11 protein-coding genes are annotated in these 14885 nt (G+C 56.8%); 7 read left to right on the top strand and 4 right to left on the bottom strand.

Translation table 11 applies throughout. The features are described 5' to 3' along the window. Positions 1-24 precede the first annotated feature (24 nt). The 6 genes from AC13E3_RS04475 (at position 25) to hslU (ending at position 8526) form a co-directional block, all read left to right on the top strand. Positions 25-2199, top strand: coding sequence for a primosomal protein N' (locus AC13E3_RS04475; protein WP_482901758.1), 2175 nt, complete (start codon positions 25-27; stop codon positions 2197-2199). 199 nt (positions 2200-2398) lie between these two features. Then, positions 2399-4093, top strand: a complete 1695-nt coding sequence (locus AC13E3_RS04470) for a hypothetical protein (protein WP_482901757.1) — start codon at positions 2399-2401, stop codon at positions 4091-4093. 141 nt (positions 4094-4234) lie between these two features. Further along, the gene (argS, locus tag AC13E3_RS04465; RefSeq protein WP_482901756.1) at positions 4235-5920 is read left to right on the top strand and encodes an arginine--tRNA ligase; all 1686 of its coding nucleotides are present in this window, start codon (positions 4235-4237) and stop codon (positions 5918-5920) included. A 5-nt stretch (positions 5921-5925) separates the two neighbouring features. Further along, positions 5926-6564 (top strand): SPOR domain-containing protein, encoded by a 639-nt coding sequence (locus AC13E3_RS04460; protein ID WP_219123489.1) that lies wholly within the window; start codon positions 5926-5928, stop codon positions 6562-6564. Between the two features lie 90 nt (positions 6565-6654). Then, complete coding sequence (gene hslV, locus AC13E3_RS04455) at positions 6655-7185, top strand: ATP-dependent protease subunit HslV (protein ID WP_008170810.1); 531 nt, start codon at positions 6655-6657, stop codon at positions 7183-7185. A gap of 12 nt (positions 7186-7197) precedes the next feature. Then, on the top strand, positions 7198-8526 hold the full coding sequence (hslU, locus tag AC13E3_RS04450; RefSeq protein WP_008170812.1) for an HslU--HslV peptidase ATPase subunit: 1329 nt from the start codon (positions 7198-7200) through the stop codon (positions 8524-8526). Positions 8527-8581: 55 nt separating this feature from the next. Here hslU and AC13E3_RS04445 read toward each other — a convergent pair whose 3' ends face one another. From AC13E3_RS04445 to AC13E3_RS04435, 3 genes are all read right to left on the bottom strand, one after another. Continuing rightward, entirely contained in the window at positions 8582-9823 is a 1242-nt protein-coding gene (locus tag AC13E3_RS04445) for a patatin-like phospholipase family protein (RefSeq protein WP_008170814.1), read from the bottom strand. Positions 9824-9945: 122 nt separating this feature from the next. Further along, positions 9946-12252: a phosphoenolpyruvate--protein phosphotransferase gene (gene ptsP / locus AC13E3_RS04440; protein ID WP_014576019.1), complete on the bottom strand. Its 2307-nt coding sequence runs from the start codon at positions 12250-12252 to the stop codon at positions 9946-9948. A 15-nt stretch (positions 12253-12267) separates the two neighbouring features. Next, positions 12268-12798 (bottom strand): RNA pyrophosphohydrolase, encoded by a 531-nt coding sequence (locus AC13E3_RS04435; RefSeq protein ID WP_041644941.1) that lies wholly within the window; start codon positions 12796-12798, stop codon positions 12268-12270. A gap of 173 nt (positions 12799-12971) precedes the next feature. On the opposite strand from AC13E3_RS04435, the gene AC13E3_RS04430 reads away from it, so the two are divergent. Then, entirely contained in the window at positions 12972-13628 is a 657-nt protein-coding gene (locus AC13E3_RS04430) for a histidinol-phosphatase (RefSeq protein ID WP_008170819.1), read from the top strand. A gap of 54 nt (positions 13629-13682) precedes the next feature. On the opposite strand, the gene AC13E3_RS04425 is transcribed toward AC13E3_RS04430, so the two are convergent. Continuing rightward, positions 13683-14879 carry a class I SAM-dependent rRNA methyltransferase gene (locus tag AC13E3_RS04425; protein ID WP_008170821.1) on the bottom strand — a complete coding sequence of 399 codons (1197 nt, stop codon included), beginning with the start codon at positions 14877-14879 and terminating at the stop codon, positions 13683-13685. Between the last annotated feature and the right edge of the window lie 6 nt (positions 14880-14885).

Genomic DNA, 14885 nt, shown 5'->3' with positions numbered 1-14885 from the left:
ACCCGTCATCCAGTGGAGCACTCAGTGCCATTGATTGCACGCATCGCCCTGAATCGTCCTCTGCGTCGACTCTTTGATTACATTATTCCAGAAGACCTTGAATTGACGCCGGGTCAGAGAGTGCGAATCCCCTTTGGCCGGCAGCAGGCAACGGGTCTCGTTGTGGAAGTGGGCGTTGAGCCGCCACCGGGAATAAAGCTCAAGCCGCTGTCATCGGTTATGGAGGACTGGCCCGCATTACCGCAAGAAACGTTCAAACTTCTCAGCTGGGCGAGCGACTACTATCAACACCCCTTGGGCGAATGCCTGTTCACTGCCCTGCCCCCGGCTCTCAGACGAGGGCGAATCGCCGAAGAAAAAACGGAACAGTGGTGGCGTGCACTCGACGACGCAGCAACACTTCCTGCAAATGCCCATAAACAGAAGGCACTTATCGATTGGCTAAGCCAGCACTCCAGGGGTGCCCCGACAAAGGATATTCTGCAGGCTGGTTTCGCCCGGGCACAGCTCAACGCACTGCGCGAGAAGCAACTGATTGAGGCCGTTTCGCCGCCCCGGCCGAATTCAGGCGGTGAGGACCCTGAGCTTCTTGCTCGCAGACCGGAATTGTCCATGGCCCAGGCTTCAGCCGCAGAAGGGCTGGCTGCTCCGGGCGAAGGGTTTGGTGCCTTTCTCTTATACGGCATCACCGGCAGCGGAAAAACCGAGATCTACCTGCACTATCTGAAACAACACCTCGGCGCCCAGGATCAGGCCCTGGTGCTGGTTCCGGAGATCAACCTCACGCCGCAAACCGTTGCCCGATTCCAACACTACTTCGGCAGCCGGATTGTAGTATGGCACTCAGCCCTTAACGACGGTGAGCGCCTGACAACCTGGCTGAAAGTCCGCAACGGTGAACCGGTTATCCTGGTAGGCACCCGATCGGCTGTTTTACTGCCCTTCACCAACCTGCGCACTATCATTGTCGATGAGGAACACGACAGCTCATACAAACAGGGCGAAGGTTTCCGGTATTCCGGCCGCGACCTGGCCGTCTATCGAGCCCACCTGAACAACTGCCCCGTCATCCTCGGATCGGCGACTCCGTCACTGGAATCCGTGCACAACGCCGAGCAGGCCAAATACCACCTGGTTAAACTCGAAGAACGTGCCGGCAACGCGGCACCACCGGTCATCAGTCTGCTGGATATCCGAAGCCGCCCACTGGAAGGCGGCTTATCAAGGCCCGCCCTGAATGCCATCGAGCAAACCCTGGCCAGAGGTGAGCAGGCACTGGTCTTTGTCAATCGACGTGGATTTGCCCCGGTCATGATGTGCTTCGACTGCGGCCACATGGTTGAGTGCCCCCGTTGCGACACGCGGCTGACCTATCACCGCCGGGACCGGGCAATGCGATGCCACCACTGCGACTACCAGACGGCAGCTACAGAACACTGCCCGAAGTGCCAAAGCGAGGCCTTCAAACCTGTTGGACAGGGCACAGAAAGAACAGAAGATATTCTCGCCAACGCTTTCCCGGACACGCCGGTTGTGCGAGTGGATCGCGACAGCACACAGCGCAAAGGCAGCATCCAGGGCATTCTGAATCAGGTGAACAGCGGAAAGCCGTGCGTGCTCGTCGGCACCCAGATGCTGGCGAAGGGGCACGACTTCCCCAACGTTACCCTCGTGGTGGTGGTCAACGCCGACGGCGGACTGTTCAGCGTGGATTTTCGCGCACCCGAACAACTCATTCAGACCCTTCTGCAGGTCAGCGGCCGCGCCGGCCGCGGCACAAAACCCGGCAAAGTTCTGGTGCAAACCTGCCACAGTGACCACCCGTTACTGAAAACGCTCTGCGAAGGCCAGTATCTCGATATCGCCGATCAACTTCTCAGTGAACGGGAAGAAGGACAATTCCCGCCATTCCGCGCCATGGCCATCTTCAGGGCTGAAGCCGACACCATGGAAAAGAGCCTGCAAGTACTGGATACGATAAAGCCCCTTACCAATACCACAGGCATCGAAACCTGGGGCCCACTGCCAGCCATGATTGCCCGGCGCGCCGACAAGCACCGGGCACAACTCATCCTCAACGCCCGCAACCGTAAAAAGCTGAACAGTTTGCTGACCGGAATTTGCCAGGAACTGGACCAGAGAAAGCTGCCTGCCGGGGTGAAATGGATGATTGATGTTGATCCGCAGGAGACGGGCTAACCATCACTCTTTTGGGATGGAGATGCAGGTTACAAAGTTTTTCATAATTGAATACTAATCATCATTGCCGCATTGGTTCCTGTGCTATGATTTTCAGCAACAAAACGACAAACTGCGTTAAAACACCGGAGCTTACAGTTCTGATGACGTGAATTTGCATCAGAGGGCTTTCGCTTTAATCGAAAACTGGAGAGAAATAATGTCAGGGAAATTCATTAAACGCGCGTCAGCGCTATCCTTAGCACTTTTGCTAACTGCCTGCGGGGGAGATGAGAATTCAGCTCCTCTAGTCGGCATTGGCGGCGGCACCCCGCCCTCTACCGGTGGTGATGCAGACAATGGTGACGTGCAACAAATCACTCTTGAGCTTGGAACAGGCAGCGGCTCCTCATTCCAGTCAGGCCAGATGAGCGTCTCCGCAACATCACTCTCTGCGGGAGGCTCAACCAGACTTGACTTTAACGTAGTGAACGCAGCTGACGGGAACGCCATTTACAACACTGATGAAACATCTGTAACTGTTTCATCTCTTTGCCAAAATGCTGTTTTTGACAGCCCTTTGACGACGACTTCTGGCTCATTCAGCACAACTTACGAGGCAGGGTGCGCGGGTACTGACACAATAACAGCCCGCTTGACGAATGGCTCAACAGCGACAGCGAATGTCTCTGTAGCCGCCCCTGAAATCGGAGAACTCGAATTTGTCAGCGCCACTCCAGAATCAATTGCGTTGAGCGGAAGCTCCAACAGCACCCGTCCCAGCGTCTCTGAAGTCACGTTCAAGCTCGCAGATAAGAATGGAAACGCGATTACAACCGGCGAAGAAATTACATTCAGCCTGTCGACAGAAGTAGGAGGAATCTCTCTTTCTCAAATCTCAACGGATAGCGATGAACAAGGCTTGGCGACAACACGAGTGAATGCCGGAACAGTTGCAACCGTTGTGAGCGTTACAGCGACCTACACTCCAGACAATGGCCCAGCGATTCAAACAACATCGGCGCCAATTTCCATCAGCGCAACAATTCCAGACCAAGACAGCTTTTCTATATCAGTTGAGGACAACTTTCTGCCTAATGCTAGGAACTATGACGGTGTGGAGGTGCCAATATCAATTAGGGCTGCAGATAGGAACAACAATAGGATCAGTGACGCGATTGTCAATTATGTTACTAATGCCGGTTCAGTCCAGAGTGAATGCACACTTCAAGATGGAGCATGCTCTGTCAGTTGGATTAGCCAAGACCCAAGGCCAGAGGATGGTATTGTTCTCGTTCTTGCCCGTACGGTAGGCGAAGAAAGTTTTAGGGACCTTAATAGTGATGGTCAATATGTTGAGGCAAATGATGATTTCAATGTGGCCACAGACGATAAAGGCGAAGCATTCTTGGATCGCAACCTAGATGGTTTGCGAAACACTAACGAAGAATACTTCGACTACAATAGTAACGGTCAATACGACTCGGCGAACGGTATTTACAATGGAACAGCGTGCGCAGACACGCCAGCCAATTGCACAACGTCGCTACTTGAGATCACGCAAACCGCTAAAATTTTTATGGCTAGCGACAATATTACTGTCTCTTTCACCACCCCCGTAGCCCCCGGAGAAGTGTGCGTTGAGATTTCCGGCGTCTTTACCGACAGCCAAAGCAACATCATTGAAGGTCCACCACCGGGCGGTACAAACGTGAGTTTCTCAACGACGAATGGAACCATTGTCGCTCCGTCCTCATTCACTACAACCACCTCCTACAGGGAAAACCCGGTAGAACAGTGCGTTATCGTTGAAGCTGACGACACACCATCGACCGGCACTCTAACCGTTGAGGTAAACCCTCCTGCCCCGTTTAGTGGAAACGCCTTCATATTCAGGGAATCTCTCACGGATTAAATTTTATAGCCGCCCTGCATCCAAGCAGGGCGGCTATAAATTTGAGAAGACTATCCCTTTCCGCGATAATACCCGCCTTCTGTTTTCAGTGGGCTTCCTGCCCCGAACCTAATTCTCCTGTAAACCGAGTCATCTGACAGCATGAAAGAGACCGTTTCCGATCTGCTCCAGTCTGCACTGGCAGCACTCCAAGCCGATGGCACGCTACCTGCGGACCAGTCCTTCACTCCACAGGTGGGCAATACCAAGGACAAGTCCCACGGCGATTATGCCTGCAACATTGCCCTGGTTGCCTCGAAAGCGGCTGGCTGCGCGCCCCGCAAACTGGCGGAGGCGCTGGTCGAGAACCTGCCTGAGAGCAGTGCGGTGGAGAAGGTGGAGATTGCCGGGCCCGGTTTTATCAACTTCTTTATGAGCACTGCGAGTGCCTTTGAAGTGGTCAATACCATACTGGATGAAGGCTATCGTTTCGGCCGCAACAATCAGGGCCAGGGCGAAAAAGTTCAGGTGGAGTTTGTCTCGGCCAACCCCACAGGCCCCCTCCACGTTGGCCACGGCCGTGGCGCGGCAATCGGCGACTGCCTTTGCCGGCTGCTGGAAGCAAACGGTTACGATGTAACCCGGGAGTTCTACTACAACGACGCAGGGGCGCAGATTGATAACCTGGCGCTCTCAGTCCAGTCGCGGGTGAAAGGTCTGACGCCGGACGACGAGAGCTGGCCGGCGGACGGCTACCGGGGCGATTACATTGTTGATGTTGCCAAGGCCTACCTTGCCGGCGACACCGTTACTGCAGACGATCGGGAAGTGACCGCCAAGGCGGATCCGGAGGACCGCGATGCCATCCGCGAATTCGCCGTCGCCTACCTGCGGCGGGAGCAGGATCTGGACCTGAAAGCCTTCGGGGTTCAGTTCGATGTCTATTTCCTGGAATCCTCCCTGTACGAAGACGGCAAGGTCGAAGCGACGGTCAAGCGCCTGCAGGAAAATGGCTACACCTACGAGCAGGATGGCGCCATGTGGCTGAAGACCACCGAGTTCGGCGATGACAAGGACCGGGTCATGCGCAAGAAGGATGGTGGTTACACCTACTTCCTGCCGGATGTCGCCTATCATCTGGACAAGTGGCAACGGGGCTTCACCACCGTGATTAACGAACAGGGTGCCGATCATCACTCAACCGTTACCCGCGTCCGCGCCGGCTTGCAGGCACTGAATGCCGGCATTCCTCAAGGCTGGCCTGATTACGTGCTGCACCAGATGGTGATGGTGACCCGCTCCGGCCAGGAGGTAAAAATCTCCAAACGCGCGGGCAGCTATGTCACAGTCCGGGACCTGATTGATGAAGTGGGCCGCGATGCCACCCGATTCTTCCTGGCCGCGCGCCGCGTCGATTCACAATTGACCTTCGATATCGATCTGGCTCGCTCCCAGACCAATGAAAACCCGGTCTATTACGTTCAGTATGCCCACGCGCGCATCTGCAGCGTGCTTCGAAAACTGGCCGAGGAAGGTGTAGAGCGCAGTCGCAACGAATGTATTGGCGACCTCTCTCTGCTGACGCTTGACGAGGAAAAGGACATGGCCAACCAGCTGGCCAAGTATCCGGAGCTCATTGCCAATTCCGCCGCGCAACGTGAGCCGCACCATCTCACGCACTACCTGCGGGACCTGGCGGGCCAGTTCCATACGTATTACAACGCCCACAAGGTATTGATTGAAGATACGGCGATTCGTGATGCCAGGGTCAGCCTCTACCTTGCCATCCGGCAGGTTATTGCCAACGGCTTGGACCTGTTGGGCGTCAGCGCACCGGAAGAGATGTAACACGAATGTCCCGAGATTACGCCCGCAAGGACAGGCCCGCCAAAGCGTCGGCCACGTCGCGCACGAAACCGGCGAGGCAGACAAAGCCAAAAGCGGCCCGTCCAAAACCCAAGGCCAGTGCCCGTGCCCAGCACGGCAGTTTGTCACTCAAGTGGATTCTGTCCCTGGCTGCCGTGGGCGGCTTCATCGGGTTTATCTTTTATCTGAACTCCCTGCCTGCAAACCCGGGTTCGCAACCGCAAGCAGTCAGTGAGAAGCCGGCCCAGAAATCTGCAAAGACGCCTGCGGAAACAGCCAAGGAAGAAGACAAGCCCGGGTTCCGGTTCTACGAGATGCTGCCGGAATCCGAGGTAGTACCGCCCAAAGTCGAAGAATACACGCCCGGACCGACGCAAACGGATTTCAATTATCTGCTTCAGTCCGGCTCCTTCCGCAGCAAGGAAGACGCGGAACGACAGCGGGCCCAGATCGCTTTCCAGGGTTTGCGGGCAAGCACCCAGAGGATTGATCTGGACAACGGCTCCGTCTGGTACCGTGTCAACGTTGGCCCTTTCACATCCAGAAGCCAGATGAATTCTGCTATCGACAAACTGGTTTCTCTGAATATCCAGCCATTAGTCCGTAAGATCCCCAAGGAAGGCTGATCTTTCGGGCCTGGTGCGAACACCTTGAATTCGCACCAGAAGCCTCCATAACAACGGGATACCAATTTCAATCAGGCAATTGGAGCCCAAATGACTACCATTCTTTCCGTCAGGCGCGATGACGAAGTTGCCATGGGTGGCGACGGCCAGGTTTCCCTCGGCAATACCGTAATGAAAGGCAATGCCCGGAAGGTTCGCCGCCTCTACAACGGCCAGGTGATCGCCGGCTTCGCGGGCGGTACCGCCGATGCCTTCACCCTGTTCGAGCGATTCGAAGCCCAGCTTGAAAAACACCAGGGCAACCTCACCAGGGCTGCGGTGGAATTGGCGAAAGACTGGCGCACAGACCGCGCCCTGCGCAGGCTCGAGGCCTTACTGGCTGTAGCGGACAAAACCGCCTCGCTGATCATCACCGGTAACGGGGATGTGATAGAGCCGGAACAGGGCCTGATTGCCATCGGGTCTGGCGGGCCCTTTGCCCAGGCTTCAGCCCGGGCCTTGCTGGAAAACACAGACCTGTCCGCCCACGAGATAGTCGAGAAAGGTCTGGATATCGCCGCCGATATTTGTATCTACACCAACCACAATCGCACCCTTGAAGTGCTCTCCAAAAACGACTGATCCGGAGCGACCATGTCTGCAATGACTCCCCGTGAGATTGTCCACGAGCTCAACAAACACATCGTGGGCCAGGAAGAAGCCAAGCGGGCGGTGGCTATCGCCCTGAGAAATCGCTGGCGCCGGATGCAGCTGGACAGCAGCCTGCGCGATGAGATCACTCCCAAGAACATCCTGATGATCGGTCCCACGGGTGTGGGTAAAACCGAGATTGCCCGGCGCCTCGCAAAATTGGCCGATGCCCCGTTTCTGAAAGTGGAGGCCACCAAATTCACCGAAGTCGGCTACGTCGGCCGCGACGTGGAATCCATCATTCGTGATCTGGCGGATATGGCCGTCAAGATGCTCCGCGAAGCAGAAATGAAGCGTCACGAAGAACGGGCACTGGACGCGGCGGAAGAGCGCATCCTGGATGCACTGATCCCGCCGCCCCGGGATTTCGGTGAGGACAGCCAACGCAGTTCCGACTCATCCACTCGCCAGCTGTTCCGGAAAAAACTCCGGGAGGGCGAACTGGATGACAAGGAAATCGAGATCGACCTGCGTAATTCCAGCGCAGGAGTCGAAATTATGGCGCCTCCGGGCATGGAGGAGATGACTAATCAGCTGCAGAGCATGTTCTCCAACCTGTCTTCCGACAAGCGAAAAACACGGAAGATGAAGGTTTCTGACGCCCTCAAGCGGGCCAAGGAAGAAGAAGCTGCGAAGCTGGTCAACGAAGAAGAGATCAAACAGAAAGCCATTCAGGCCGTCGAGCAGAATGGCATCGTGTTCGTGGATGAGATCGACAAGGTCGCCAAGCGATCCGAGAATACTTCGTCGGATGTTTCCCGCGAAGGCGTCCAGCGCGATCTGCTCCCGTTAATCGAGGGCAGCACCGTGAGTACGAAATACGGTTCTGTGCGCACCGATCATATTCTGTTCATCGCTTCCGGCGCGTTCCACCTGTCCAAGCCCTCGGACCTGATTCCGGAGCTGCAGGGCCGCTTGCCGATCCGCGTTGAGCTTCAGGCACTGACACCCGAAGATTTCAAGCGCATCCTGACAGAACCGGATGCCTCCCTGGTGCAGCAATACGAAGCGCTTATGCTGACCGAAGGTGTGAAACTGACCTTCCGGGAGGATGCCATTGCGCGTATCGCCGAGGTTGCCTGGAAGGTGAACGAGAGCACTGAAAACATCGGTGCCCGGCGACTGCACACCGTCCTTGAGCGGTTGCTTGAAACCCTTTCCTTCGATGCCGGTGACAAGGTTACCGATGGCTTCGAGGTAACCGCCGAATACGTGGATGAAAAGCTTGGAGAGTTGTCCGAAGACGAGGATCTGAGCCGGTACATTCTGTAGGCGTGAGCGAGACGGTGCAGATGACACAGTCATCTGCACCGTCACCTACTGAACATTATTGCGCCTTTGAAAAGAGGTGCGACACGTTAGTCAAGCCACCCGCCAACCGGCCCTTCTCGGCTTTTTTCTTCCTGCCCTTGGCCACATACAGTGGCAGCATTTCGCCGTAAAGACTGGTACTGATCGTGCGCTGCTCGTCTTCAAGGCGATCCCGGCGAAGCTTGATGCCATATTTCGCCAGCTTGGGCTCCAACTGGTCTGCGCGACTCAAAAGATCCCGCCGTGTCATCTGATAGGCGTGCTCACACACCATTCTACGGGACTGGAAGCTGAATACGTTGGAGAAGAACAGCTTGGCGTCGTCGCGGGTGGGTTCAAACAGCAGAATATCCTTGTCGGGATAATCCCGGGCATACTGGGCAATGCCCGACTGCATCCTTGAGTACACCATGGTCCTGAAGGTCTGCGACAGAACGTTTGGCATACCTGAGCGGGTCAGTTCGCCCGGCTTCATGGAGCCGGCCCGGACCGCTGCACTGGCATCAATCGGCACCTGGGGATTCACGGCGAAAACCAGGTCGGCACCATCCTCAAAGGCCACGGAAGCGTGCAGCCCCTTGCGCAGCGTACCGTCCACATAATACCGCCCATCGATTTCCACTGGCACATACAACCCCGGCGAGGCAGTGCTGGCCTGAATAGCCTTGGAAATGGGCACATGGTCAAAACCGGGAGCGCCAAAACAGACCGCTTCGGTACTCTCAACATCGGCAGCCACGATGTAGAGGCTGCGCTTGAGCTGACGGAAATCATTGGTGCGCCCGAGCATGGTGAAGGCCCGTTTGAGATACTCATGCAGGCCTTCGTTATCAAACAGCCCGGCCGGCGCTGCCTGGGCCAGGATGGTCATGGCTTCCAGCAGGCTCTGATCGTAAGGGTTGTTGACGAAGCGACTCACTGCCGTCGAAACCAACCCGGGAATTGCCAGCAATCGACTGCCAATCTCCCGGAAAGCCGGGCGATAGAATACTTCCGGATGGAACGGGTGTACTTCCGCCTCGTTGCGCACGAAAATCCGGCAAAGTTGCGCCGTGGTCATCTGGTTAGCGAGATTCGCCGCCACAAAAGAGCCGCCATTAACACCAACATAGACATCGATGTTGTTGAAATCGAGACCATCAAGCGCCTCATCCAGCGCCCGGAGCGCTCCGATTTCATAAATGCCGCCCAGAGGACCACCGCCACCAAGGGCAAGCCCGATGCGGGGAGCGGGTTTATGGTCAATTGGCGAGCTCATAGCCTTCCCTTTTCCGGATTAAGAATGCGGGCCCGACGGGCAGGCCGCCAGATAATTCCATTCTCAAGATAACAACCGTATTTAGAGTGCGCACCCTATATTGCCCAAACCCGCACCTGCGATCAGGAAACGGCGGCCTCTGATACCGCCATGGCCGTTGACTTGCCGGGGCGCAGGTAACGGCCGAAGCCGGCATTACGCAACGCCAGGTCGACACAGCTCTTGATCACGTGAGGCGAGTCCAGCAACAACACATCTTCCAATAGCTGAATGGCCCACTCACGGCTGACACTGCGAATCACCGATTTGACCTTCGGCAAGCTGGCGGCGTTCATGGACAGGGAATCGTAACCCATGGCCATCAACAGCAGCGCACCGCCGGGATCACCCGCCAGTTCACCGCAGATGCCAACGGGCTTGCCCACCGAGTGAGCGTCCTGAGCGATTCGCACCAGCGCCTGGAGTACCGCCGGATGATACGAGTGATAGAGCTGGGCAACCCGGGGATTGTTACGATCGACCGCCAGCAGATACTGGGTCAGGTCGTTGGAACCAACAGAGAGGAAGTCCACCCGGTCCGCCAGCTCCCGGATCTGGTAAACGGCAGCGGGGATTTCGACCATCACGCCCACCTTGGGCATGTGAATGTCGTAACCCTCTTCCCGAACCTCGTGGTACACCCGGTAAATCAGGTGCAGGGACTCCTCCACCTCCGAGATGTTGGAGATCATTGGCAGCATGATCTGGAGGTTATTCAACCCCTCGCTGGCCTTGAGCATGGCCCGAACCTGAACCAGGAAGATCTCCGGGTGGTCGAGGGTAACCCGGATACCCCGCCAGCCCAGGAACGGGTTTTCCTCCTGGATCGGGAAATAGGTCAGCGCCTTGTCGCCGCCAATATCCAGCGTCCGCATGGTAACGGGGCTCGGCGCGAAGGCTTCGAGCTGCTCCCGGTAATACTCTCGCTGCTCCTGCTCTGAGGGGAAGCGGTCCTTGATCATGAAGGGCACTTCGGTCCGGTAAAGACCGATACCCTCGGCACCGTGCGAGAGCGAGCGCACCACATCGGTCATCAACCCGGTGTTCACCAGAAGTGAGACCCGATGGTGATCGGTGGTTTCACAGGGCTTGTCCTTGAGAACTTCAAGCCCGCGAATAAGTTCGTCTTCTTCGTCGCAGATCGCCTGGTAGTAGGACCGGAGGTCTGCCGATGGCGAAGCAAAAATCTGGCCCTCAAAGCCGTCTACGATCAGCTCCTTGCCGTCGAGCTGGTTTACGGGAATATCGACCAGCCCCATAACAGTCGGCACGCCCATGGCGCGTGCCAGAATGGCGACATGAGAGTTACTGGAGCCTTTGACCGACACCAGACCCACCAGCTGCCCCTTGGGGACCTCGCCAAGCATGGCAGGTGTCAGCTCTTCGCTGACCAGGACCGTGCGCTCGGGGTAGTTCAGGTGTTTCTGCTCGCCTTCCTGCAGATGAGACAGCAGACGGCGGCCCAGGTCCCGGATATCAACAGCGCGTTCCTGCAGGTAATGATCGTCCATCATCTCGAAATGACGGATGTACTGCTGGACCACCTGCTTGAGAGCGCCCTGGGCCCAGATCCCTTCCCTGATCTTGTTCGACACCTCACCAGGCATGGCATCGTCGCCCAGCATTCTCAGATAAACATCGAACAGGGCCTGCTCTTCAGGACGCAGCTGCGAAGCCAACCGCTTGGCAACCCGCTCGATATCTTCCCTTACCGCCTTAACCGACGCTCCGAACAGGGCCAGTTCCTGATCAATATCGTCAGTCGGCTTTTCCGGAACCACATCAAGATCAGCGGATGGATAAACGACAACGCCATTGCCGATGGCAACACCTGGAGCACCCGGCACGCCGTTAAAACTAACATCGTGTGCCTCCTCACCGGTCAGGGACAGGCCACTGATGGCGCCGGTGGCTTCACTATGGGCTATGACCCCCGCCAGCTGAGCGGAAACGGTTACCAGGAATGCCTCTTCGCCCTCATCAAAGCACCGGGAACTCTCCCTCTGCTGGACAACGAGCACACCCAACACCCGGCGATGGTGAATGATCGGAACACCCAGGAACGAGCGGAAGCGCTCCTCACCAGTCTCGGGGAAGTAACGATAGCGTGGATGGGAGGGCGCATCCTCGAGGTTGATAGGCTCCTCACGAGAGCCCACCAGGCCGACAAGACCCTCTGAATAGGCCAGGCTCACCTGGCCAACCGCCTTGCGATAAAGGCCTTCGGTGGCCATCAAAATGTAGCGGTTGGTGGCAGGGTCAAGCAGGTAGACGGAACAGACCTCGGTTCCCATGGCTTTCTGCACCCGCGATACAATGATATCCAGCGCCTCCTGCAGATCGCGGGCGCTGTTTACCTCTTGTACTAGACTTCGCAGAATGCTCAGCATGGCGGTGTCAGTCCGTCATTTCTGGTGTTCCTGTAAACGCCGATTCTGCTCCGCCCTATGCCACTGCTCCATGTTGTAGAACAGTCGCGGCGCAAGCTCTCTCAGCGCGCGTCGATACACTTCTCGCTTGAATGAAACCACCTGCCCCAACGGATACCAGTAGCTTACCCACTGCCAGCCGTCGAACTCCGGTGAATCCGTACCGTCCACGCAAACCTGCGCGTCCGGCGATAACATCCTCAGCAGGAACCATTTCTGTTTTTGGCCCACACAAACGGGGTGGGAGTTTTGGCGTACCATCCTCCTCGGGAGTCGATACCTCAGCCAGCCTCGCGTGCAGCTGATGATTTCCACATCGTTTGCACAGAGGCCGATTTCCTCTCCAAGCTCCCGATACAGCGCATCCTCGGGGGATTCATCATGTTTGATGCCACCCTGGGGAAACTGCCAGGAGTCCTGCCCTATTCGCCTTGCCCAGAGAACTTCTCCTCTGTGATTGGCCAGAATGATTCCGACGTTGGGTCTGAAACCGTCTGAATCGATCACGGCACAGTCCTCTCAAAAGTCGGTTGACCGGTACAAAAATTCACCGGTCGGATTTGTCCAAGTTGCTCTCATTCTTACAGAATCCCAAGGGTTCGGCAAACGGAGCCGTTGGGGACAGGTCATGATAGACTTGGCGTTTTACTGCAAGCCCTGTGATCACCGGAGGTAGCCGCTTGACGCTCGCAATTTTTGATCTCGACAACACCCTTTTAGCCGGAGACAGCGACCACGCCTGGGGCGAATTTCTGGTGGAGGAAGGCATTGTCGATGCCGAGGAATACCGCCTTGCCAACGACCGCTTCTATCAGGAATACCTGAACGGCGAGCTGGATATTCTGCACTACCTGGGGTTTGCCCTTCAGCCTTTGGCCAGTCACAACATGGAAGAGCTACTGGCGTGGCGGGAAGCCTTTATGGAGAAAAAAGTGCGCCCCATGATGCAGGCCACTGCAGATACGCTGCTGGACAGCCACCGGGAGCAGGGTCACACCCTGATGATCATCACCGCCACCAACCGTTTTGTGACTGAACCCATTGCCGAGGCCCTCGGCATAGAACATCTGATCGCCACCGAGCCCGAGCTTGTCAACGGCCGTTATACAGGCGAAGTGGCCGGCACTCCGAGCTTTCAGGATGGCAAAGTCGCGCGACTGGATGACTGGCTGAGTGCCCATAACAGGACACTCGAGGGGGCCTGGTTCTACAGCGACTCCCACAATGACTTGCCGCTGCTGAAAAAAGTGGACAACCCGGTAGCCGTCGACCCGGACCCGACCCTGGAGCAATTTGCCCGGGACAACGGCTGGAAAGTGATGTCACTGAGAGGCTGAAATGTGAATATGGGGTCAGATGAAAGCTTTCATCTGACCCCGACTTCAAATGCTTCAGAAGAAGCCTGTTAGTGAGCGTACAAAGCAGGACTTGATGTAATCGGTCTCGGGGATGCCCGGAATCACCGGGTGATCCGGAGCCTGATGCCCCTGCTCGAGCAACTGGACAAAGCGGTCGATCTTGCGGCCGCTGCCTCGAATGATGTCCACCAGCTTCTCCTGCGAGAGATGCATCGAACAGGACGCGGAAACCAGTATCCCATCGCGCTCCAGCAACCGCAGACCGAGCTGGTTCAGCCGGGCATAGGCCTCTTCACCCGCCTTCTGGTCCCTGCGCCGGGGAATCAGTGCCGGCGGATCGAGAACCACCACATCAAACTTCTCCTTCTCATCCGCCAGCGCCTTCAGGGCCTCGAAGGCATCTCCCTCAATGGTTTCCACATTGTCGAGGCCATTGAGCCTGGCGTTGTGGTGAACCGAATCAATGGCACCGGCCGAACTGTCGACACAGGTCACTTGGGTGGCCCCGGCACAAGCGGCCTGAATGCCCCAGCCACCGACATAACTGAACACATCCAACACCCGCTTGCCCGGCGCATAGGCCTGCAAACGGGCACGGTTCATCCGATGATCGTAAAACCAGCCCGTCTTCTGGCCGCCTTCCAACGGCACCTCGAACCGGACACCGTTCTCCTCCACCTCCAGCAGACTCACCGCAGCGCCATGGGCCTGCTCCACGTAGGTATCCAGCCCCTCCACCTTGCGCATCTTGCCATCGTTCTTGAGGATGATCGCCTCAGGGTGCACCAGCCGCTGGACTGCCCGAACAACTGCCTCCTTCATCGCTTCCATACCGGCCGTGGAAATCTGCACCACCACCGTGGAATCAAACCGGTCAATCACCAGCCCCGAAAGCCCGTCACTGTCGCCAAACACCCAACGGTAAAACGGCTTGTCGAAAAGCCGTTCTCTGAGCGCAAGCGCAGCCTCCATCCGCTGGGTCAACCGCTGGGGCGTCATACCGTGGCCCGGATCCCGACTGATCAGCCGGCCACAAATCAGCGCATGGGGATTAACGAACACTGTACCCAGAGGCTTGTCGTTCGACGCCCGAAGCTCCGCCTGAACACCGGCCTCGAATTCCGTCAGCGGACTGCGGCGGGTGTCCACCTCATTGCTGTAAACCCATAGATGGCCAGCACGGAGACGGCGCTCTGCGCCTTTTCGAAGATACAGAACCGGAAAATTCATAAAGAC

The organism is Marinobacter sp. L-80, assembly GCF_056859395.1.
Note: the sequence above shows the minus strand (reverse complement) of the source record. Positions and strands in the feature narration are given on the sequence as shown.